At 69.4% G+C, this 21,804-nt stretch carries 19 protein-coding genes; 9 read left to right on the top strand and 10 right to left on the bottom strand.

Annotation, left to right across the window (positions count from 1 at the left end):
• Nucleotides 1-104: 104 nt before the first annotated feature.
• The 5 genes from J7E87_RS25600 to J7E87_RS25580 all read left to right on the top strand — a co-directional run bounded on the left by J7E87_RS25600 (nucleotide 105) and on the right by J7E87_RS25580 (nucleotide 4,012).
• Nucleotides 105-1,082 carry a ribose-phosphate diphosphokinase gene (locus tag J7E87_RS25600; protein ID WP_215096890.1) on the top strand — a complete coding sequence of 326 codons (978 nt, stop codon included), beginning with the start codon at nucleotides 105-107 and terminating at the stop codon, nucleotides 1,080-1,082.
• Between the two features lie 259 nt (nucleotides 1,083-1,341).
• A complete protein-coding gene (locus J7E87_RS25595) occupies nucleotides 1,342-1,935 on the top strand; it encodes a 50S ribosomal protein L25/general stress protein Ctc (protein WP_215096889.1) in 594 nt (197 codons plus the stop codon).
• A 112-nt stretch (nucleotides 1,936-2,047) separates the two neighbouring features.
• Nucleotides 2,048-2,641 carry an aminoacyl-tRNA hydrolase gene (gene pth / locus J7E87_RS25590; protein ID WP_215096888.1) on the top strand — a complete coding sequence of 198 codons (594 nt, stop codon included), beginning with the start codon at nucleotides 2,048-2,050 and terminating at the stop codon, nucleotides 2,639-2,641.
• Between the two features lie 97 nt (nucleotides 2,642-2,738).
• On the top strand, nucleotides 2,739-3,158 hold the full coding sequence (locus tag J7E87_RS25585; RefSeq protein WP_215096898.1) for a hypothetical protein: 420 nt from the start codon (nucleotides 2,739-2,741) through the stop codon (nucleotides 3,156-3,158).
• Between the two features lie 185 nt (nucleotides 3,159-3,343).
• Nucleotides 3,344-4,012: a PT domain-containing protein gene (locus J7E87_RS25580; protein WP_215096887.1), complete on the top strand. Its 669-nt coding sequence runs from the start codon at nucleotides 3,344-3,346 to the stop codon at nucleotides 4,010-4,012.
• Between the two features lie 57 nt (nucleotides 4,013-4,069).
• Here J7E87_RS25580 and ppc read toward each other — a convergent pair whose 3' ends face one another.
• Nucleotides 4,070-6,799, bottom strand: coding sequence for a phosphoenolpyruvate carboxylase (ppc, locus tag J7E87_RS25575; RefSeq protein ID WP_215096886.1), 2,730 nt, complete (start codon nucleotides 6,797-6,799; stop codon nucleotides 4,070-4,072).
• Between the two features lie 225 nt (nucleotides 6,800-7,024).
• Here ppc and J7E87_RS25570 point away from each other — a divergent pair, with 225 nt between their 5' ends.
• The 3 genes from J7E87_RS25570 (at nucleotide 7,025) to J7E87_RS25560 (ending at nucleotide 10,593) form a co-directional block, all read left to right on the top strand.
• Nucleotides 7,025-8,005, top strand: coding sequence for a fatty acid desaturase (locus tag J7E87_RS25570; RefSeq protein WP_215096885.1), 981 nt, complete (start codon nucleotides 7,025-7,027; stop codon nucleotides 8,003-8,005).
• Nucleotides 8,002-8,691, top strand: a complete 690-nt coding sequence (locus J7E87_RS25565) for a TetR/AcrR family transcriptional regulator (RefSeq protein ID WP_215096884.1) — start codon at nucleotides 8,002-8,004, stop codon at nucleotides 8,689-8,691. Before J7E87_RS25570 ends, J7E87_RS25565 begins: the two co-directional genes overlap by 4 nt.
• Before the next feature lie 153 nt (nucleotides 8,692-8,844).
• On the top strand, nucleotides 8,845-10,593 hold the full coding sequence (locus J7E87_RS25560) for a VCBS repeat-containing protein (protein WP_308313081.1): 1,749 nt from the start codon (nucleotides 8,845-8,847) through the stop codon (nucleotides 10,591-10,593).
• Nucleotides 10,594-10,672: 79 nt separating this feature from the next.
• On the opposite strand, the gene J7E87_RS25555 is transcribed toward J7E87_RS25560, so the two are convergent.
• Together J7E87_RS25555 and J7E87_RS25550 are read right to left on the bottom strand one after the other, a co-directional pair.
• The gene (locus J7E87_RS25555) at nucleotides 10,673-11,047 is read right to left on the bottom strand and encodes a VOC family protein (RefSeq protein ID WP_215096883.1); all 375 of its coding nucleotides are present in this window, start codon (nucleotides 11,045-11,047) and stop codon (nucleotides 10,673-10,675) included.
• Nucleotides 11,047-11,868 carry a trans-aconitate 2-methyltransferase gene (locus tag J7E87_RS25550; protein ID WP_215096882.1) on the bottom strand — a complete coding sequence of 274 codons (822 nt, stop codon included), beginning with the start codon at nucleotides 11,866-11,868 and terminating at the stop codon, nucleotides 11,047-11,049. Before J7E87_RS25550 ends, J7E87_RS25555 begins: the two co-directional genes overlap by 1 nt.
• A 131-nt stretch (nucleotides 11,869-11,999) precedes the next feature.
• On the opposite strand from J7E87_RS25550, the gene tamR reads away from it, so the two are divergent.
• Nucleotides 12,000-12,497: a MarR family transcriptional regulator TamR gene (tamR, locus tag J7E87_RS25545; protein WP_215096881.1), complete on the top strand. Its 498-nt coding sequence runs from the start codon at nucleotides 12,000-12,002 to the stop codon at nucleotides 12,495-12,497.
• Here tamR and J7E87_RS25540 read toward each other — a convergent pair.
• From J7E87_RS25540 to J7E87_RS25510, 7 genes are all read right to left on the bottom strand, one after another.
• Nucleotides 12,456-13,232 (bottom strand): response regulator transcription factor, encoded by a 777-nt coding sequence (locus J7E87_RS25540; RefSeq protein WP_215096880.1) that lies wholly within the window; start codon nucleotides 13,230-13,232, stop codon nucleotides 12,456-12,458. The two genes, tamR and J7E87_RS25540, sit on opposite strands and share 42 nt — an antisense overlap.
• A gap of 513 nt (nucleotides 13,233-13,745) precedes the next feature.
• Nucleotides 13,746-14,852 carry a galactokinase gene (gene galK / locus J7E87_RS25535; RefSeq protein WP_215096879.1) on the bottom strand — a complete coding sequence of 369 codons (1,107 nt, stop codon included), beginning with the start codon at nucleotides 14,850-14,852 and terminating at the stop codon, nucleotides 13,746-13,748.
• On the bottom strand, nucleotides 14,849-15,814 hold the full coding sequence (galE, locus tag J7E87_RS25530) for a UDP-glucose 4-epimerase GalE (protein WP_215096878.1): 966 nt from the start codon (nucleotides 15,812-15,814) through the stop codon (nucleotides 14,849-14,851). Before galE ends, galK begins: the two co-directional genes overlap by 4 nt.
• Complete coding sequence (gene galT / locus J7E87_RS25525; protein WP_215096877.1) at nucleotides 15,811-16,854, bottom strand: galactose-1-phosphate uridylyltransferase; 1,044 nt, start codon at nucleotides 16,852-16,854, stop codon at nucleotides 15,811-15,813. Before galT ends, galE begins: the two co-directional genes overlap by 4 nt.
• Before the next feature lie 254 nt (nucleotides 16,855-17,108).
• Nucleotides 17,109-17,804: a LuxR C-terminal-related transcriptional regulator gene (locus J7E87_RS25520; protein ID WP_215096876.1), complete on the bottom strand. Its 696-nt coding sequence runs from the start codon at nucleotides 17,802-17,804 to the stop codon at nucleotides 17,109-17,111.
• Between the two features lie 216 nt (nucleotides 17,805-18,020).
• Nucleotides 18,021-19,820: a PQQ-binding-like beta-propeller repeat protein gene (locus J7E87_RS25515; protein ID WP_215096875.1), complete on the bottom strand. Its 1,800-nt coding sequence runs from the start codon at nucleotides 19,818-19,820 to the stop codon at nucleotides 18,021-18,023.
• Between the two features lie 61 nt (nucleotides 19,821-19,881).
• Nucleotides 19,882-21,705, bottom strand: a complete 1,824-nt coding sequence (locus J7E87_RS25510; RefSeq protein ID WP_215096874.1) for a PQQ-binding-like beta-propeller repeat protein — start codon at nucleotides 21,703-21,705, stop codon at nucleotides 19,882-19,884.
• Nucleotides 21,706-21,804: the final 99 nt, after the last annotated feature.

Below are 21,804 nucleotides of genomic sequence, written 5' to 3'. Positions count from 1 at the left end.
AACAGGTGCGTCCATCTCGGCGTACCGTGATACGTGCACACAAATTCGGCTGGCTCACGCTCAGTACATCCGTGGCCAGAGAACACGTCTGAGGAGACAGTGCTGTGACCGGGATCAAGACGACCGGCGAGAAGAAGCTGATGCTCTTCTCCGGCCGCGCCCACCCCGAGCTGGCCGAGGAGGTCGCACACCAGTTGGGTGTCGGCCTGGTGCCGACGAAGGCTTTCGACTTCGCGAACGGCGAGATCTACGTCCGCTTCCAGGAGTCGGCCCGCGGTGCGGACTGCTTCCTGATGCAGAGCCACACGGCTCCCATCAATAAGTGGATCATGGAGCAGCTGATCATGATCGACGCTCTGAAGCGGGCCTCCGCCCGGAGCATCACCGTGATCATCCCGTCGTACGGCTACGCCCGCCAGGACAAGAAGCACCGTGGCCGCGAGCCGATCTCGGCCCGGCTGATCGCCGACCTGCTGAAGACCGCGGGCGCCCACCGCATCCTCACGGTCGATCTGCACACCGACCAGATCCAGGGCTTCTTCGACGGCCCGGTCGACCATCTCTCCGCGCTGCCGGTGCTAGCCGACTACGTGGGCGCGAAGGTGGACCGCAACAAGCTCACCGTCGTCTCCCCCGACGCCGGCCGGGTTCGCGTCGCCGACCGCTGGTGCGACCGGCTCGACGCCCCGCTGGCCATCGTCCACAAGCGCCGCGACAAGGACGTCGCCAACCAGGTGACCGTCCACGAGGTGGTGGGTGAGGTCAAGGGCCGCGTCTGCATCCTCGTCGACGACATGATCGACACCGGTGGCACCATCTGCGCCGCCGCGGACGCGCTGTTCGCGCACGGCGCGGAGGACGTGATCGTGACGGCGACGCACGGCATCCTGTCCGGCCCGGCCGCGGACCGTCTGAAGAACTCCAAGGTGAGCGAGTTCGTGTTCACGAACACGCTGCCCGACCCGGGCGACCTGGAGCTCGACAAGATCACGGTGTTGTCGATCGCGCCGACGATCGCGCGTGCGGTGCGTGAGGTGTTCGAGGACGGTTCGGTGACGAGCCTCTTCGAGGAACAGGGCTGAGGCCGAGGGCCGAGCACGTTCGAGAAGGGGCCGTTCCCGCCGGGAACGGCCCCTTCTCATGCCCTGCCGGAGGCCGAGTCCGGGACCTCTTGATCGAATTGGGTGGCTCGGGGGACTCCGAGTAGACTGTCCAAGTTGCTCGGCGAGGGAGGCCGCACCTTTGGTGCGGCGGTCCGTTATCGACGCGCTCTTCGTAGCAGGCCTGTCGTGGCCGGGTGACCGCCACCAGAGTCTTTTTCTGCAAATACGAGGAGTGCACATGTCCGAGGTGAAGCTCGCCGCCGAGCCCCGTACCGAGTTCGGCAAGGGCGCGGCCCGTCGTATCCGCCGCGCGAGCAAGGTTCCCGGTGTTCTGTACGGTCACGGCTCCGACCCGATCCACATCTCGCTGCCCGGCCACGAGCTGCTGCTCGCCCTGCGTACCTCCAATGTTCTGCTCTCCCTCGACATCGAGGGCAAGACCGAGCTGGCCATCCCGAAGGCCGTGCAGCGCGACGCGATCAAGGGCTTCCTGGAGCATGTCGACCTGCTCATCGTGAAGAGCGGCGAGAAGGTCAACGTCGAGATCCCCGTGCACACCGAGGGCGAGCTGGCCCCGGGTGCGTACCTGGTCGAGCACGTGCTGAACGCCCTGCCGGTCGAGGCCGAGGCCACGCACATCCCCGAGTCCGTCACGGTCTCCATCGCCGGCCTGGCTGCCGGTGACGCCATCCTCGCCAAGGACGTGCCGCTGCCGTCCGGCACGGTCCTGGCCGTCGAGGAGGACACTGTCGTCCTGCAGGTCCTGGCCGCGCAGGCCGAGGAGCCGGCCGCCGAGGGCGAGGGCGAAGGCGAAGTGGCCGCCGAGGCCTGAGCCGTAAGCTCTGCCTGAGCTTGGCTGACGGGGTGGCGGGCTGCGGCCCGCCACCCCGTTTCTCTGTCGGTTACGAATGCCCTTACGCCCTACGCGAGGAGACGCAGCGCAGATGTCCGAGGTGAACAGCCCCTGGCTCATCGTGGGCCTCGGCAATCCCGGGCCGGACTACGCCGCGAACCGGCACAACGTCGGATTCATGGTCGCCGACCTGCTCGCGGAGCGCACCGGCGGCAAGTTCAAGCGTGCGCAGAAGGCGCAGGCGCAGGTCGTGGAAGGCCGGATCGGCCCGCCCGGTCCCGCGAACCGGCGGGTGATCCTCGCCAAGCCGATGTCGTACATGAATCTGTCCGGCGGCCCCGTCAGCTCGCTGAGCGACTTCTACAAGGTGCCGGTCTCCAACATCGTCGCGATCCACGACGAGCTGGACATCGACTACGGCGCGCTGCGGCTGAAGCTGGGCGGCGGCGACAACGGGCACAACGGCCTGAAGTCCATGACCAAGGCGATGGGCGCGGACTATCACCGGGTGCGGTTCGGGATCGGCCGCCCGCCGGGCCGGATGCAGGTCGCGGACTTCGTATTGAAGGACTTCTCGTCCACGGAGCGCAAGGAACTCGGCTACCTGGTGGACCGGGCGGCGGACGCGGTGGAGTGCCTGGTCATCGAAGGCCTGGAGCGGGCGCAAAGTACGTACAACTCCTGATAAGGCCGGGCCACGGGTTGACCGAGCGCGGCCATATGGCCAAGGATCGCGCGTTGTGAACCGGACTCGCTTGCTCCTCTACAGCCGCCGGGCGGCCATGGCCTCTGTTGCCGCACTGCTGCTGGTGGCCGGTTTCTGGTCTTCGTGGGGCACGGCCCAGCACGTTCTGCTCGCGAAGGGCCGGGAACACGGCACGCTGACGGTCGCCGGCTGCGGCGCGGACACCTGCACCGGCCCTTACGACCCCGAGGGCTCGGCCGCGCCCCGCACAGGCATGATGATCGAGAAGTCGATCGCCGTGAAGAAGGGCGCGAAGCTCCCGGTCGTCGTGAAGCCGGGCACCGCGGAAGTGGTCCGCACGGACACAGCGGGCGCCCTTCACGCCTGGCTCCCGCTCGGCGGCGCACTGTTGCTCGCCGCTCTCGTCATCGGGGGCGGCCTCAGACTGACCCGGACCGCCTGGGCGACGGCGTTGGCGGGCGGGGCGCTGCTGATGGGAGCGTTCTTCGCACTCTGAGCCGCACTTCCGGAGCCCCGAACTCCGTTCCCCGAGCGGCGTATTCACCTGATCGTTATCCAGGACTTTTGGGACAAGCGATGGCTCTTGGTGCAGATGCGTCATTAAGTAGCTTGACCGGCACGCCGGTTCACAGGACGCTGAGCCGCCCCCCACGGCACCCGTCCTCTCTCAATGGATTGCCCATGCGCACCTTTACGATCACAGGCGCCCTGGTGGCGGCAGCGGCGCTCTCGCTGTCGGCCGCACCGTCCGCGCTCGCCACACCGCCCGGCGACAACGGCACCGTGAAGATCCACGACGCCAAGACCGGCGAAGAACTCCGCAAGAACGAGCCGCACGTCTGCTCCTTCTACCTCGACGCCTTCGGTTTCGACGGTGGCCAGGAAGTCGACTGGAAGATCGTCGAGATGCCGCCCACCGGCACGAAGGGCACGGTCGCGGACACCGGCTCGCTGACGCTGGACGGCGAGGGACACGGCCGTACGGACGACAAGACCCTGCCCGACGGCCACTACAAGCTCGTCTGGAACTTCGACGGCGAGCACGGCGAGGCCAAGCACAAGGTCTTCTGGACCGACTGCGAGGACGACGGCAAGCCGAGCGAGCAGCCGACCGGCAAGCCCTCGGACAAGCCTTCCGACAAGCCCTCCGAGGAGCCGACGGCGAAGCCCACCTCCTCCCCCTCCACGGCCCCGACGGCCGCCCCCTCCCCCTCCCCCTCCTCCACCGCCGGTGACCTCGCGGAGACCGGTTCGAGCGCCCCGATCGGCGCGATCTCGGCGGTCGCCGCGGCCCTGGTCGGCGCGGGCGGCTACCTGATCGCGCGCCGCCGCAAGGCCCAGCAGCACTGATCGCGTACGACGAACGGCCCTCTCCCCGCACGGGGAGAGGGCCGTTTCGCGCGCGCGTCAGCCGGTGTTGCGCAGCCCCGCCGCCACGCCGTTGACCGTCAGCAGCAGCGCCCTGGAGAGCAGCGGGTCCGGCTCCTCGCCCCGGGCAGCCGCCTCGCGCTGCCGCGCCAGCAGCGAGACCTGCAGGTAGGAGATCGGGTCCAGATACGCGTCGCGGATGGCGAACGTCTGCTGCAGCACCGGGTTCGTGCCCAGCAGCCGCTCACCGCCCGTGACCTTCAGGACTTCGCTGACCGTCAGCGCGTGCTCCGCCTCGATCGTGGCGAAGACATGCTTCAGGTCGTCGGGGACGAGCGTGTCCACGTAGTGGCGGGCGATCCGCAGGTCCGTCTTGGCCAGCGTCATCTCGACGTTCGAGACGAAGTTCCGGAAGAAGTGCCACTGCTCGTGCATCTCCTCCAGGACCGTGCCCAGACCCGCCTCGCGCAGCGCCTTCAGGCCCGAGCCGACGCCGAACCACCCCGGCACGATCTGCCGCGACTGCGTCCAGCCGAAGACCCACGGGATGGCCCGCAGACCGTCGAGCCCGGCCCCGCTGTCCGGGCGGCGCGACGGGCGCGAGCCCAGGTGGAGGTCCGCCAGCTGGTCCACGGGCGTGGCCGCGAAGAAGTACGCGGGCAGATCCGGGTCCTCGACCAGCTTCCGGTACGTGTCGTGCGCCGCGTCCGAGACCGTGTCCATCGCCGCGTCCCAGCGCGCCAGCGCCTCGTCGGACTGGCGCGGGGCGGTGTGCAGCGCCGATGCCTGCAGCGTGGCCGCCACCGTCAGCTCCAGGTTCTCCCTGGCCAGCGACGGGATCAGATACTTGTCGGAGATGACCTCGCCCTGCTCGGTCACCTTGATCTCGCCCTCCAGCGTGCCCCACGGCTGCGCGAGGATCGCGTCGTGCGAGGGGCCGCCGCCGCGGCCGACGGTGCCGCCGCGGCCGTGGAAGAGCCTCAGCCGTACGCCGTGCCGGTGCGCCACATCACGCAGCCTTCGCTGCGCCCGGTGGATCTCCCACTGCGAGGTGGTGATGCCGCCGAACTTGGACGAGTCGGAGTACCCGAGCATGACCTCCTGGACATCGCCCCGAAGGGAGACGAGCCGTCGGTACGAGGGGTCGGCGAGCATCCCCTCCAGGATGACGTCCGCGGCCTTCAGCTCGTCCGTGGTCTCGAGCAGCGGCACGATGCCGATCTTCGCCCAGCCCGCGTGCAGATCGATCAGCCCGGCCTCGCGCGCCAGCACCGCCGCGGCGAAGACGTCGTCCGCGCCCTGGCACATCGAGATGATGTACGACTCGATGACCTCGGGCCCGAAGCGCTCGAAGGCGGCCTTGACGGTGTGGAAGACGCCGAGAGTCTTGTGTCCAGCGGCGTCCAGCGGCGCGGGCGTCGGCGCCAGCGGCCGCCGCGAGCGCAGCTCCTTGGCGAGCAGCTTCTGCCGGTAGTCGCGCGGCATGTCGGCGTACCGCCAGGACTCTTCGCCGAGCCGGTCGAAGAGCTGCCCGAGCGCGTGGTGGTGCGCATCGGCGTGCTCGCGTACGTCCATCGTCGCGAGCTGCAGCCCGAAGGCCGCGAGCGTGCGGATCGTACGGTCCAGGCCGCCGTCGGCGAAGAGCCCGCCGCGGTTGGCGCGCAGCGACGTCTGGATCAGGGTGAGGTCGTGCAGCAGCTCGGCGGTGCCGAGGTAGTCGCGGCCCGCCTCGTGCAGCGTGCCCCTGGCGAGCCGCTCGCGGGTGTTGACGAGCTTCTGCCGGATGCAGGTGGCCTTGAGGCGGTAGGGCTCCTCGGCGTTGAGCCGCTTGTAGCGGGGGCTGATCTCGGGCAGCCGCTCCAGGTCCGTCTGCAGCGACGTCAGCAGCTCCTCCGTCGCGCCCGTGTAGCGGATGGAGTTCGAGAGCAGACCGCGCAGATGGTCGATGACCGCGATGGCGTCGGTGATGCCGTGCTCGTGCTGCAGGATCAGCACCTCCCAGGTCACCGCGGGGGTGACGTTGGGGTTGCCGTCGCGGTCGCCGCCGATCCAGGTGCCGAAGGTCAACGGGCGTGTCCCCGGCGGCAGTTCGACGCCGACCCGCTCCAGCTCGGCGGCCAGGTCCTCCAGCACGTCGCCGACGGCGCCCGCGTGCAGCTCGTCGAGGTAGTAGATCGCGTTGCGCGCCTCGTCGGCCGGCTCGGGCCGCACCACACGCAGCTCGTCGGTCTGCCAGATCAGGTCGATGTTCTCGGCGAGCCGCAGATCGTGCCGACGCCGGTCGGCCGGGCTGACCGGGGCATCGAGGAGTTCGGCGATGCGGCGCAGCTTGTTCAGTACGGAACGCCGCGCCGCCTCGGTCGGGTGGGCGGTGAAGACCGGCCGCACGTTCAGATTCTTGACGGTCTGGCGCAGGTGCTCGGGGTCGGCGTCCTTGAGCCAGTCGGCCGTACGGGCCAGCAGCCCGCCCTCGGCGGCCCGCCGCTCACGCATCTCATGGCCGCGGTGCACCTGCTCGGTGACGTTCGCCAGATGGAAGTACGTGGAAAAGGCACGCACCAGCTTGGTCGCGGTCTCGAGGTCCGTGTCGCCCAGCAGCTCGGCTGCGGCCTCACCGTCGCTGCGCGTCAGGGCGCGGACCCGCTCGACGAGCTCAAGGAGCTCATGGCCCTCCTGCCGGACGAGGGTCTCGCCCAGCAGATCGCCCAGGCGGCGGATGTCGGCGCGCAAATCGGCGCTGGCGGTGGGGGTCTGGTCGGCACTGCTCACAGGTGCGGCTCCTTGCAGTGTTTGAGCACGTCTGGAGGGTTCTGGAGGCTGCGGACCGCGCTGTCCGACGCCACCCAGGATAGGTGGCCTTTTCTTTGACGTTCGCCGCCGTTATCCACAGGTCTCTTGCCGTGAGGCTGTGCGCTGCCATACTTACGTTGCCGTAGGTTACGCGTCCGTAATACGGTTTCTGTATATATATCTCTCACCCCCCAGGGGACCCTCATGACAACAAGCCCTGATCTGCTGGACGATGTCCCTCAGACACCGTCGCCCGACCTCCCCTCAGCCACCCTGGGCGGGGACAGCAAGCGGTCGATCGAGCAGATCGCCCTGCTGATGTTCATCACGGTGCCCTTTCTCGCCCTGCTCGCGGCGGTGCCACTGGCCTGGGGCTGGGGCGTGAGCTGGCTCGATCTGGGCCTGCTGGTGGCGATGTACTACATCGGCTGCCACGGCATCACGATCGGCTTCCACCGCTATTTCACGCACGGCGCCTTCAAGGCGAAGCGCCCGCTGCGCATCGCGCTCGCCCTCATGGGCTCGCTGGCCGTCGAGGGCCCGCTGGTGCGCTGGGTGGCCGACCACCGAAGGCACCACAAGTTCTCCGACGCCGAGGGCGACCCCCACTCGCCGTGGCGCTTCGGCGAGACCCTCCCCGCACTGATGAAGGGCCTGTGGTGGGCACACATCGGCTGGATGTTCGACGAGGAGCGGACGCCGCAGCACAAGTACGCGCCGGATCTGATCAAGGACGGGGCGCTGCGCCGGATCTCCCGTGACTTCATCTTCTGGACGATCCTCTCGCTGGCGATCCCGCCGCTGATCGGCGGTCTGGTCACCATGTCGTGGTGGGGGGCGTTCACCGCCTTCTTCTGGGGTTCGCTGGTCCGCGTCTGCCTGCTCCACCACGTCACGTGGTCGATCAACTCCATCTGCCACGCGGTCGGCAAGCGCCCCTTCAAGTCCCGCGACCGCTCGGGCAACGTGTGGTGGCTCGCGGTGCTGTCCTGCGGCGAGTCCTGGCACAACCTGCACCACGCCGACCCGACGAGCGCGCGGCACGGCGTGCTGCGCGGCCAGATCGACTCCAGCGCCCGGATCATCCGCTGGTTCGAGAAGCTGGGCTGGGCGTACGACGTGCGCTGGCCCGACGCGGCCCGTATCGAAGCCCGGCGCAAGAGCGACGCCGTCGAAGCGGCATGATTGACGACGTGGCGATTGACGGCAGTACCAGCAAACCGGACAAGAGCCGGCCCCCCGGGGGCCGACGCGCGCGCCGGGTCCGGATGACCGGGGCGGAGCGTCGGGAGCAGCTGCTGGACATCGGCCGCACCCTGTTCGCGGAGAAGGGTTTCGAGGGCACGTCGGTCGAGGAGATCGCCGCGAAGGCAGGCGTCTCCAAGCCGGTCGTGTACGAGCACTTCGGCGGCAAGGAGGGGCTGTACGCCGTCGTGGTGGACCGCGAGATGCGCCAGCTGCTCGACATGGTGACGAGCGCGCTGACCGCGGGCCATCCGCGGGAGCTGCTGGAGCAGGCGGCGTTCGCGCTCCTCGACTACATCGAGAGGTACACGGACGGGTTCCGCATTCTCGTCCGGGACTCCCCGGTCGCCCAGTCGACCGGCACCTTCGCCTCGCTGATCAGCGATATCGCCACCCAGGTCGAGGACATCCTCGGCCTGGAGTTCAAAACCCGGGGCTTCGACCCGAAGCTCGCCCCGCTGTACGCGCAGGCCCTGGTCGGCATGGTCGCGCTGACCGGCCAGTGGTGGGTGGACGCCCGCCGGCCGAAGAAGGCGGAGGTCGCGGCGCATCTGGTGAATCTGGCGTGGCACGGCCTGGACGGGCTTGAGCAGAAGCCGCGGCTGATAGGCCGCCGCAAGAACTGACGCCTCTTCGGTCCCCCCTTCGTCTACCGGCCCGGATTTCACGGTTGTAGAATTTGAAATCATTCCGGGGAACGGTTCGCCACTCAAAGAGAGCAACTGCGAACGTCTTCAACCCGGTTCCACCATTTTCCCCAGGGGGGGACCTTGTCTTCAGTGGAACCCGGCCGTCCCGTTGGCGCGCGTTTCAGACGCGCCCGCAGGATCGCGGCCTGCACGGCACTCGCCGTCTCGGCAGGCATGCTGCTCGCCGTCCCCGCTGCGGCGGACGACACCCCGTCGCGGCCGGCGCCGGTCGACCAGACCAGGCCGAGCATGGAGCAGCCGAAGCTGACGCTTCCCAAGCACGCCGCCAAGCAGCCCTCCGCGGCGGACGCGGCCGACGTCCCGGTCGCCAAGCCCCGCAGCGACATCGACGGCGACGGCTTCACCGATCTTCTCTACCGTGCCGGCAACGGCAGCATCTATGTGGCGCCCACCAGCGGTACCACTTCGTACGAGTACCTCTTCGACACCAGTGAGAGTGCGGACGAGACGTTCAAGGACGTCTTCTCGGTCGCCGGTCTCGAGGCGGCCGGACCGGTCCACTTCACCCTGCTGTCGAGCGGCCGGCTCTCGGCCTACCGCAGCTCCCTCGACCGGGGCACGATCATCTGGTCCGGGGTGGGCTGGCAGGCGTACAACAAGGTCTTCTCGCCCGGCGACCTGACCGGTGACGGAAGCGGCGACATCCTCGCGCGTACGCCGTCGGGCGACCTGTACCTGTACCGGACGACCCCGGGGGCAGCCGCCCCCATGGCCGCCCGGGTGAAGGTCGGCTCCGGCTGGGGCGCGTACGACCAGCTCATCGGCGTGAACGACGTCAACAGCGACGCCATCGCCGACCTCTTCGCCCGTACGCCGACCGGCGAGCTGTTCTTCTACTCCGGCAACCCCAACCCCGACTCGCCCTTCAAGGGCCGCGTCAAGGTCGGCGACGGCTGGAACGGCTACAACCAGATCCTCAGCCTCGACGACCAGAGCGGCGACGGTCTGGGCGACCTCGTCGCCCGTACGCCGGCGGGCCTGCTGTACACCTACGAGTCCACGGGTACGGGTGCCTTCCTCCCCCGGGTGGCGGGCGGTTCGGGCTGGAACGCGGTGGCGCAGTTCGCCGGGGCGGGCAACAACCCGCACCTGGGCAAGGACGAAGTCCTTGGGATGGACACCAACGGCACCCTGTTCACCTACTACGCCCTGAACAACGGTCTGCTGAGCGCCCGTGACCAGGTCAGCGACATCGGCGGCTTCAAGGGGGCGAAGCTCACCTTCATCTCCTCGCTGGACGCCAACGGCTTCGCCGACCTGTTCGAGCTGTACAACGGCACGCTGTACAACCTCAGCCACGCTTCGGGCGAAGTCCAGGTCATCGGCTCCGGCTGGGGTGTCTACAACCTCCTCACCGGCCCCGGCGACCTGAACGGCGACGGCAAGGGCGACCTGCTGGCGCGTGACGGCTCCGGTGCGCTGTATCTCTACCGCGGCGACGGCACCGGTTCGAAGTTCGCCGCTCGGCTCAAGGTCGGCACCGGCTGGAACGGGTTCAACAAGCTGGTCGGAGCCGGTGACATCAACGGCGACGGCCGCAGCGACCTGATCGCCCGCGGCACCGACGGCAGGCTGTATCTGTACGCCGGTACGGGCGTCGCCTCCGCGCCGTTCAAGGCGAGGACGCTGATCGGCTCGGGCTGGAACACGTACAACAAGCTGTCGTCCCCCGGCGACCTCGACGGCGACGGACGGGCGGACCTGGTCGGCGCCAATGCCGCGGGAGAGCTGTACCGCTACACCGCCAACGGCAAGGGCGGGTTCAACACCAAGGCCAAGATCGGCAACGGCTGGAACACGTACGTCAACCTGTACTAGAGATCAACGAAGTACTGGAGATCAACGAAGCGCCCCGTCTCACCGGTCGACGACCGGGGGGCGGGGCGCTTCCGTGTGCTCAGGCCGCCCCCGTCCCCGACGGCTCCAGGAACTCCAGCCGGTTACCGACCGGGTCCTCGGAGTAGAAGCGGCGGTGGTTGGGGAGGTTGTCGTCCCAGACCACCTTCGCACCGCGCACCTCCAGGCGAGCCGCATACGCTTCGATCTCCGTGACCCGCAGGCCCGGGTGGGCCTTCTTGGACGGGCGGAAGTCCGCCTCGATGCCCAGATGGAGCTGGACGGGACCTGCCTGGAACCAGCAGCCACCACGGGCCGCGAGGACCGGAGGCTTGGGTATCTCCGTCATGCCGAGGACATCGGTGTAGTACACGCGCAGGGTCTCCTCCGACCCTGGCGGCGCGGCGAGTTGAACATGGTCGACTGCGGCGAGCATCACGACCCCCTTCGTGCGACGGCGAAGATCCGGCGGAACGGGAACACGGTGCCGTGCGGGCCCGGCGGATAGGCCTTGCGGAGCAGATCGCGGTACTGGGAGAGGAATTCGTTCGCGGCGTCGGGCTCGTCGGCGAGCTCGGTGAGGACCGGACGCAGGGCGGTGCCCTTGACCCAGTCCAGCACCGGGTCTTCCCCGGTGAGGAGTTGGTAGTACGTGGTCTCCCAGGTATCCGTCCGGCAGCCGAGGTTCACCAGGCGGGCAAGGTAGTCGTCGGGCTCCAGTATGTGGACGAAGCGGCGACCGTGGTCGCCGAGGCGGGCGCGCCACTGCGGGGTTTCACAGAGCTCGCCGAGAAGTGCGTGGCTGGGTGAGGTGAAGTTGCCGGGGACCTGGAAGGCGAGAGTGCCGCCCGGGGCCAGGTTCTCGATCCAGAGAGCAAAGGATTCGGGGTGGTTGGGCACCCATTGCAGTGCGGCGTTGGAGACGATCAGGTCGTACGGCTCGTCGGGCGTCCAGTGCGCGGCGTCGGCGAGTCTGAAGTCGAGCCAGCCGCCGCCGAATGTGGTGCCGGCGTGCTCTTTGTCGGCGATGGCGAGCATCTCGGGCGAGAGGTCGAACCCGGTGATGTGGGCGGTGGGCCAGCGGTCGGCGAGGAGTGCGGTGACGTTTCCCGGTCCGCAGCCGATGTCCGCGATACGGGCGGGTATATCGCGGTTCGGTAGCTGCGGTATCCGGGCGAGCAGATCGAGGAACGGGCGGGTGCGATGCCCTGCGTGACGCAGGTATTGATGCGGATCCCAGGTTGGTACGGAATGCATGTTCGAGCCCCCTTGCAGGAACGGTACGCCGAAACGGAACGATGTCCCGGCCCGACCATGCCCAAGCCTGAACCCGAATATATCTTGATGTCAAGAGACTCCACATCGACAGACCCTCTACACTGATCGACATGGAGGACGAGGTCGATCGACTGGTCGCAGCATGGCGCCGCGAGCGCCCGGACCTCGACGTGGAGCCACTTGAGGTGCTCAGCCGCGTCTCCAGGCTCGCCAGGCATCTGGACCGGGCCCGCCGGATCGCCTTCGCCGAGCACAATCTCGAGCCGTGGGAGTTCGACGTACTGACCTCGCTGCGGCGCGCTGGGGCTCCGTACCAGCTCTCACCCGGCCAGTTGCTCACCCAGACGCTGGTCACCTCGGGCACCATGACCAACCGAATCGACCGGCTCGCCAAGAAGGACCTGGTGGAACGGCTGCCGGACCCCTCCGACAGGCGCGGGGTGCTGGTGCGGCTCACGCCCGAGGGGCGGGACCGCGCGGACCAGGCGCTGGCCGGACTGCTCGCGCAGGAGCGCGCGATCCTGGCTGAGCTCTCAAGGGCGCAGCGGGCGGAACTGGCGGCGCTGCTACGCCAGTTGACCGCCCCGTTCGACAACATCCCCGGCTAGGTCGACCGGGCCGACGCCGGCGCGGCGGGCGAGGGCGACCGCGGCGAGCGTGGAGTGCACGCCCAGCTTCCCCAGGACGTTCTGCATATGCGTCCGGACGGTGTGCGGGGACAGGAAGAGGCGCTCGGCGACGGCTTTGCGCCCCAGCCCCGCCACCATGCAGCGCAGCACCTCGCGCTCGCGTGGCGTGAGCGACTCCACGAGCCGCTCGCTGTCGGTGCGGTGCTTGCGCGCGGCGGTCAACTCCCGCAGCACGCCGGTGAGCAGGGCGGGCGGCAGATGCGTCTCGTCCCGCAGCACGCCTCGTATCACCGCGAGCAGCCGCTGCAGGGAACAGTCCTTGGCGACCCAGCCGGAGGCGCCGGCCTGGAGCGCGAGGGCGGCGCGGCGCGGATCGTCCTTCTCGGCGAGCACGACGGTACGGACCGCGAGCCGGCCCGAACGGACGCCCGCGACCAGCGAGATGCCGTCGACGGGGCCCTCCTCGCCGCTGTCCGGCACGGCGCGGGCGACGACGGCACGGGCGCCGGGCACCACCTGCGCGCCGAGGTCGGCGTCGACGAGCATGACGTCGAACCTGCGCCCTTCGGCGGCCGCCCGCTCCAGACACCGCAGCGCGGCGGGGCCGCTGCCGGCCGCGGCGACGTCGACATCGGGCTCGGCCGCGAGGGCGGCCGCGAGCGACTCGGCGAAGATTCGGTGGTCATCCACCACCAGGACCCGGATACGAACCACAGACACTCCCCAGTGTCGGAGGAGGGACCGGCGCGGGTACGGCGCCCGGTGAAACGGGGTCATACAGCGGTCGCTCGGCCGCCGCCGTGCTGTGACTGATACCCCGCCCCGGGCGTCGTACCCGACTGTCTCGCCCCCTGATCGACACCGGCCCCCACCGGTGCTGAGCATCAGACTACGGCCGGGTGGCTGGAGCGGAAGGCTATTTGCAGAACTGATTGGCCAGGGTGTTTAGGGTGTGCCACATGTTTCGTATTGAGGCGTAAGTCGACAAAGATCGAACGCAGCCTGCTCGGTGAATGACTGGAGGCCGACAACGCCTCCAACGCCGAACGGTCACCGGCGATACGCGCGGTGCGGGGTACGCCGCACGGGGACGAAGTGCCGCTGGAGGAGTTCCCGGCGGTGCGAAGCCGCCCTGTGCGGATGCCCCCTCACGGCGCGGAGCTGCCGTCGCCCCGGGCGAGAGCCGCGGGGATCCCCCAAGGAGCCGGTGTGGGGGGGCGATCCCCCTCAGGACACCCGGCGCGCTCCCGGGGACGGGGTTGCCGGGAAGATTCTGGGCTCCGCGTAGGGCGTCGGCGCGAAGGCATCCAGGAGTGACTCCTTCAGCGTCGTCGACGTCGACGTATGCGTCAGGACGATCGCCGAGCCGCCGAAGCCGCCGCCCGTCATCCTCGCGCCCAGCGCGCCCGCCGACAGGGACGCTTCGACCACCAGGTCCAACTCCGGGCAGGAGACGCGGAAGTCGTCCCGCAGGGACACGTGGCCCTCGGTGAGGACCGGGCCCATCGCGTCGACCTCGCCCGCCTCCAGCAGTGCGATCACCCGTTTCACCCGGTGAGTCTCGGTCACGACGTGGCGGACCAGGGCCCGCACCTCCGGGTCGTCCAGCCGGGACAGCGCGGCCGGAAGATCCGCGTACGGGACGTCCCGCAGCGCGGAGACCCCCAGCGCCGCCGCGCCCGCCTCGCAGCCCGCGCGGCGTTTGCCGTACTCGCCCTCGCTGTGGGCGTGTTTGACCCCGGTGTCGACCACCAGGAGTTCCAGGCCGAGCGCCGCCAGGTCGAAGGGGATCTGGCGCTGCGAGAGGTCCCGGGTGTCCAGGTGCAGCGCGTGGCCCGCGGTGCAGCACGCCGAGGCCGTCTGGTCCATGATCCCGGTGGGCGCGCCGACGTAGACGTTCTCGGCGCGCTGGCACAGCCGGGCCATCCGCCCCCGCTCCAGGCCCAGTTCGTACAGGTCGTTCAGAGCCAGGGCCGTGACCACTTCCAGCGCGGCGGAGGACGAGAGTCCGGCGCCCGCCGGAACGGTCGACTCGTAGTGGAAGTCCGCGCCGCCCACCGCGTGGCCCGCGTCCCGCAGCGCCCACACCACGCCCGCCGGATAGTCCGTCCAGCCGCCGAGCCCCCGCCCCGGCGCGAGGTCGTCGACGCGCAGTTCGACCGCGCCGCCCGGTACGTCCGCCGAGTGCAGCCGCAGGACGCCGTCGCCTCGGCGCGCAGCCGACGCGACGGTGGTGTGCGGCAGCGCGAAGGGCATCACGAAGCCGTCGTTGTAATCGGTGTGTTCACCGATCAGATTCACCCTGCCGGGTGCCGCCCACACGCCTTCGCTCATGACACGTTCTCCCTCCCCCGGGCGAAGTCCCAGGCGTCCGACACGATGCCCGCCAGGTCCGCGCGGCTCGGCCGCCAGCCCAGCCGTTCCCGCGCGGTGGCCGCGGAGGCCACCAGCACCGCCGGGTCTCCGCTGCGGCGCGCGGCCGCGACCTCCGGGACCGGGTGCCCGGTGACCTCGCGTACGGTCTCGATGACCTCGCGCACCGAGAACCCGTTGCCGTTGCCGAGGTTGCAGATCAGATGCTCCCCCGCCGTCGCCGCGTCCAGCGCCAGCAGATGCGCGTCGGCGAGGTCCGCGACATGGATGTAGTCGCGTACGCAGGTGCCGTCCGGCGTCGGATAGTCGTCGCCGAACACCGAGATCGACTCGCGCCGGCCGAGCGCCACCTGCAGCACCAGCGGGATGAGATGCGACTCGGGGTCGTGGCGCTCGCCGCAGCTGCCGTACGCGCCCGCCACGTTGAAGTACCGAAGGGACACGGCCGCAAGGCCGTGCGCCGCCGCCTCACCCGTGATCATGTGGTCGACGGCCAGCTTCGACGCGCCGTACGGGCTGGTCGGCGCGGTCGGGTCGGTCTCGGTGATCGGGGTCGAGACCGGCTCTCCGTACGTCGCCGCGGTGGAGGAGAAGACCAGTTTGCGCACCCCGGCCGAGCGCATCGCGGCGAGCAGTTCCATCGTCCCGCCGACGTTGTTCGCCCAGTACTTCTCGGGGTGCACGACGGACTCGCCGACCTGCGAGAAGGCCGCGAAGTGCAGTACCGCGTCGTACGAGGCGTCGAGCCACTTGGTGGCATCGCGGATGTCGCCCTCGATGAAGGCCGCGCCCGCGGGCACGCCCTCCCTGAAGCCGGTGGAGAGGTTGTCGAGGACGGTCACCTCGTGCCCCGCCTCCAGCAGGTGCTGTGCCACCACACTGCCGACGTATCCGGCCCCGCCCGTCACCAAGTACTTGCTCACTCGCTCGCTACCTCTCGCAGTCGCTCGGCCGCGGTCTCCGGCGGCACATCATTGATGAACACGCTCATACCGGACTCGGAACCCGCGAGGAACTTCAGCTTGCCGGAAGCACGGCGAATGGTGAAAAGCTCGAGATGCAGTCCGAAATCGCTCCGGTCGACCGCACGGAAGGGCGCCTGGTGCCAGGCCGCGACATACGGCGTCGGCGGCGCGGCCTCCCCGAAGATCCGGTCGAAGCGTCTCAACAGTTCCAGATAGATCTGTGGGAACTCTGTGCGCGCCGCGTCTTCCAGCGCCCTGAGGTCCGGCACGCGCTGCCGCGGGTAGAGGTGCACCTCGTACGGCCAGTGCGCGGCGTAGGGCACGAAAGCCACCCAGTGTTCACCCTCCAGTACCACCCGTGCACCCTCCGCGCGCTCCCGCCCGACGATGTCGTCGAAGAGATTACGGCCGGTCCGCGCCCGGTGCTCGGCGGCCGAGCGCAGCATCAGCGCTGTACGCGGCGTGACGAAGGGGTACGCGTAGATCTGGCCGTGCGGGTGCCCGAGCGTCACGCCGATCTCCGCGCCCCGGTTCTCGAAGCAGAAGACCTGCTCCACCTGCGGGAGCTCGGCGAGCTCGGCGGTGCGGTCGGTCCATACCTCCAGAACCAGCGCCGCCTGCTCCTCGCTGAGGTCGGCGAAGGAGGCGTCGTGATCGGAGGTGAAGCAGACGACCTCGCAGCGCCCACAGTCGCCCGCGAGGGAGGGAAAGCGGTTCTCGAAGACGGCGACGTCGTAGTCGGCGGCCGGGATCTCGCTGAGGCGGCCGTCCCGGGACGGGCAGAGCGGGCATTCGTCGGCCGGCGGGTGGTAGGTGCGGCCCTGACGGTGCGAGGCGATGGCGACGGAGTCGCCGAGCAGCGGGTCTCGGCGGACCTCGGAGGTGGTGGAGACGGGATCGAGCGGCCGCCGGTCGACAGCGTCCCGTACGGCGTCGTCGCGGGAGTCGTAGTAGAGCAGCTCACGACCGTCGGCAAGCCGGGTCGACGTCTTCTTCACTGTGAAGCTCCCCTCAACCACCAACAGAACCGCACATAACAAATCACGAGCCAACAGTGACGTCAATGGCTGGGTACTCACAGAGAGCGCTTGCGCGCAGATACGAACATGCCTTCAGATTTAGACGCTGAAGAGTAAAGCCGGGTTCATCTGCCGGCCGCTGGCGAGCACCGGCCCGACGGCTCCGCCGCGAGCCCGCCCGAGGACGCGTAACCCACACCCGGCCGCCTGACCGGCCCTGGACCGCGTAGCCCTTACTCCGCCGCCTGACCGGCCGGAGACGAGACGACCGCCGCCCGGTCGAGCAGCCCGGTGCGCGCGGCCAGCGCCGCCGCCTCAAGACGGGAGCCGACCCCCAGCTTCATCAGCACCCGCTGCACATGCGTACGGGCCGTGCTCGGCGCTATCCCCATACCCGCCGCGATCAGCCGGGTGTCCTCGCCCTCCGCGACCCGCACGAGCACCTCGACCTCCCGCGGGGTGAGCATCTGCAGCAGCCGCTGCCCCTCGTCGTCCGGCTGGGCGGCCGGGTTGAGCAGCTCCGCGAACGCGCCCTGCAACAGCTGCGGCGCCACCACCGCCTCGCCCGCCCGGGCCTTGACCATGGCGCGCTCGACGCCCTCGATGCGCTCGTCATGGCGTACGTAACCGGAGGCGCCGGCCGCAAAGGCCGCGGCGATCCCGCGCGGACTCGGCACCGGGCCGAGCACCACCACGGCCACCTGCGGACGCTCCCGCTTGATCTTCACGATGGGGTCGAACGCACCCGGCTCCGCGGGCGTCGCCGTCCCCAGCAGGCACACCTCGGGTGCCCTGCTGACCACCAGGTCGGCGGCGCCGGCCGCGGGGGCCGCCGCCGCGAGCACCCGGTGCCCACGCAGCTTCAAGGCCGAGGCGAGTGCCTCGGCGAGCAGTCGGTGATCATCGAGCACCATGAGCCGCACGCCCATCGAGCAACCCTCCCCGTCGGAGCTGGCCCCCCGGCCCTCCTGACCCGGCAAGCTACACGCTAGTGCGACATCGCGCGCCCCGAACTCGGCAAAAGCCCCCCAGAGTGCCGAATTCTTCGTCAAACAGGGCCACTTACGGCCGTGGCCCGGCACATCGGAGAACCGATGTGCCGGGCCACCTGCGCTGTTGTCCGTGTTATCTGGGCTGTCCGGAAATCAGTCGGCCGTGCTGAAGGCGACAGTCAGGTACTTCTTCCCGAAGGTCGAGGAGGAGGACGACGGCTTGCTCAGCAGAACCGCCCCGACATACAGCCGCCCGTTGGCATAGCGGTACTCGGCGTAGTCCGAGGAGAAGCTGGTCTCCGCGGCCCGTACCGCCTTGTCGGCCGGATTCTCCATCAGCACCGTCTGCTTGAAGGTGCCGCCGTCGATGCTGACGACCTGGCCGCCCTTGTCGTAGGGGGGCCACTTGTACGCGATGAGGTTGCCGCCGTCCATGCGCAGCGGGAACATCGTGTACCGGTCGCCCGCGTCCGACCGGTCAGCGGTCGGCTTCCCGGTGGCGAGGTCGAAGGAGACGATCTCGTTGGTGTCGCCGTACTCCCCGGTGCCCTCGTGGTCCGCGGTCGGCAGATACAACCGCCCGTTGCCGACGACGATCTTCTGGCAGGACTCGACCTCGGTGGAGCCGCAGCGCGCCTGGAACTTGTCGCCCGCGGCCGGGATCTTGGCCTTCAGGGTGCCCTTCTCGTCGAGTGAGAAGAAGTCCGAGATGCCGAAGGTGCCGGTGTCTCCCACGTCCGCGGCGACCACCAGCGGCTTGCTGGAGACGATGCTCGCGTACTCCACGCCGGCCGGCATCTTGTACGAGAACGCCGGGGTGCCGTTGTCCGGGTTCAGGCCCTGGATGATGACCTGCGGGCTGTCGTACGAACCGCACTTGCGGACCGCGACGAGCGCCGGGCCGCCGCCGTACCCCATGTCGTAGCAGCCCTCGGCGTTGGCCGTGGGCTTCCAGCGGACGGCGCCGCTGGTGAGGTCGAAGGCCGCGCCGCCGTCGGTGCCGCCCGCGGCGACCGTGTTGCCGCTCTGCGTGACCTCGGTGAACCTGATCTTCTCGTCGCCCCGGCTCGTCCCCTTGACGGACTTGCTCCACAGCAGCTTGCCGGTGCTGAGGTCGACGACGCCGACCTCGGTGCACGGCTCGAAGTTCTTCGGCGGGACCCGCTTGGTGGCCTCGAAGAGGATCGCGGCCTTGTTGTCCTCGGACAGATGGCGGGACGCCGCGCAGACCTGGCCCGACAGCGGGAGGGTCCACAGCGGGGTGCCCTTGGCCGCGTCGTAGCCGACGAGGGAGTTCATACCGGGCTTGACGTAGGCCTTGTCGGTGACCCAGGAGCCCTTGACGCTGGTGATGTCGGTGCGCGTGGGCTCCGGCAGCTGGAAGGCCACCTTGGAGTTGACGTTCGCGGGCGCCTTCTCGTTGCCGGGTCCGTCGGCGGCCTTGCCGCCGCTGTCGCCGCCCGTGGAGCCCGCGGAACTGCCGTCCGAGCTGTTCTTGCTCTCGTCGTTCTTGCCGCCGCCCCCGTCGTTGGAGGAGGCGTACCAGATGCCGCCGACGACGATCAGCACCACGGCGAGGGACGCCGCGATGATGATCTGCATCTGCGTGCTCAGCTTCTTGCCTCCGCTGCCGCCGGACTGGGGCGGCATGTACTGCGGCTGCATGGGCTGGGTCGGGTAGCCGTAACCCGGCTGGGCAGGCGGCGGACCCTGCGGGTAGCCGTAGCCGGGGGGCTGGCCGGGCGCCTGGCCCGGTGCCTGCGGGTAGCCGTAGCCGGGCTGTCCCGGCGGCGGGCCCTGCGGCGGCTGAGCGGGCGGCGGCGTCTGCGGATAGCCGTACGAGGGGGCCTGCGGGGGCGGCGTCGGGGCTCCGAAGCCTCCCGGCGGAACGTCCTGGGGTGCGCCGAACCCTCCCTGCGGGGGCTGGTTCGGCGGCGGTGGCGGCTGCGTCATGGCGTGCTTACCTCGAAGGGATGCGTGGAGAAAGGAAGTGGGCCGGATGGCTCAGGACGCGTCACTTGCCGAAGGCCATCATGGTCTTCGTCTCCTTCTCCTCCGTGTCGTTGCTTGCGCTGACGCGGCCGCTGGCGAGGAAGAACCGGCCGTCCGCGTACACCAACTTCGGGGAGTAGAAGGAGTTCTCTATCTCGGCGGTCGAGGCCGGGTGCTGAAGCAGCACCTTCGGCGCGCCACCCGTCTGCGCGATCGCGGCGACCGCACCGCCCGCGTCGTAGGAGGCGTTCAGGTAGACGAGGACGTTTCCGCCCTCGGTGCGCAGCGGCGTCATCTGGTGCTTGCCGCCCGCGGGCGAACGCCATGCGGCCTTGCCCGTGTTGAGGTTGAAGGCGACGACTTCGTTGGCGGTGCCGTAGGCGGCCTCGGTCGCCATGTAGAAGTTCGTGGCGTCGGCGGCGACACCGGTACAGCCCTCGAGGTTCTGACCGAAGATCACGAACGCGCCGCCGCAGCGCGGCTGGAACTTGTCCTTGCCGCCGTCGATCTGCGAGCGCATCGTGCCGTTGTCCTTGAGCGCGACGATCGACCACTTCTTCGGCTCACGCTGCGTCAGGGAGACGACGAGCGGGCTGGCGGAGTAGACCTTGTCGATCTCCCAGCCCGCGGGGGCGTTGTACGTCCACTTGGCCTTGCCGGTGGTGGGGTCGATCTCGGAGAGCTGATGCTTGGGCTTGTTGTAGTCCGACGTCGGGCAGCTGGCCGCGGCGAGCAGCTTGGCGCCGCCGGCGAAGGCGAACGGCTTGCAGCCCTCAGTGGGCCCCTTGAACAGCTGCCGGCCGTCGGCGATCGAGAAGCCGTATGAGTTGCCGGTACCACCCGCGGCAAGGGTGTTACCACTGATCGACAGGGTGAAGTCGGAGAGCGAGCTGAAGGCGCCGGTGGCCTTCGGGATCGGCTTCTTCCAGCCCGCCTTGCCGGTATTGAGGTCGATCATCTGCAGATCGAGGCACTTGGACTTCTCGGTGAGGCCGTCCTTGACGCCCACGACAATCTTGCCGTCGGCCGTGGTCCGGCTCGGCGCCGAGCAGATCTCGGTGCCGAGCGGCAGGGTCCACTTCTTCTTGCCGTCGGTCGCCGAGTAGCCGACGACCTCCTTGTACATGCCCTTGACGACGGTGTCGCCGACCACCCACGGGCCGAACACCTCGGCGCCGTTGCGCGGCAGGTCGACGTCGTTCTTCGTCAGGAACATGACCTTCGCCTCGCCCGGCTTGCGCCCGGCGTTGAGGTCGTCGTTGGCCTCGCGGCCGTCGCCGCTGCCGTCACCCTGGTCTATGGACTCGGAGCCGGAGGGCTTGGGGTCATCGCTCTTGCTGACGTTCTTGTCGTCCGTCTTGTCGTCATCGCCGCTGAGCGCGAACCAGGTGCCGCCGCCGATCACCAGCAGTCCGGCCACGGCCGCGGCGATGATGATGCCGGGCTTGCTCGTGAAGAAGTTGCCGCCACCGCCGCCACCGGGCGGAACGGGCGCGCCCGGGTACTGCGGCTGCGTCGGGTAGCCGGAGTAGGGGCCCGGCTGCTGGTTGTACGGGCCGGACGGCTGGCTGTACGGGCTGGACGGCTGGCTGTACGGACCGGGCTGGCCGGGGGCCTGCTGCGGGTAGCCGTAACCGGGCTGTCCCGGCGGCGTCTGCGGATATCCGTAACCGGCAGCCGGAGCCGGTGCGCCGGCCGGTGGCGTGGGCGGCATCTGCGGCGGGCCCTGCGGGGCGGGCGGCATCTGCGGCGGCTGAGCGGGCTGTTGGGGAACGCCGTTCGGAGCATCCTGAGGAGCGCCCCCGTGGCCCCCCTGCGGCGGTTGCTGGCTGGGCGGCTGAGTCATCAGCGCTTCCCCCTTCATACGGTCCGGTGCCCGGCCGGTCTCCCCCGCTATTCCGGCAGCACTCGACCCGGAAAGGAGCGTTTCGGACATGGAATCCGC

The sequence above is a fragment of the Streptomyces sp. ISL-1 genome, assembly GCF_018614585.1.
Classification (GTDB): domain Bacteria; phylum Actinomycetota; class Actinomycetes; order Streptomycetales; family Streptomycetaceae; genus Streptomyces; species Streptomyces maoxianensis.
The sequence above is the reverse complement of the archived record's forward strand: the minus strand, read 5'-3'. Positions and strand labels throughout refer to the sequence as shown.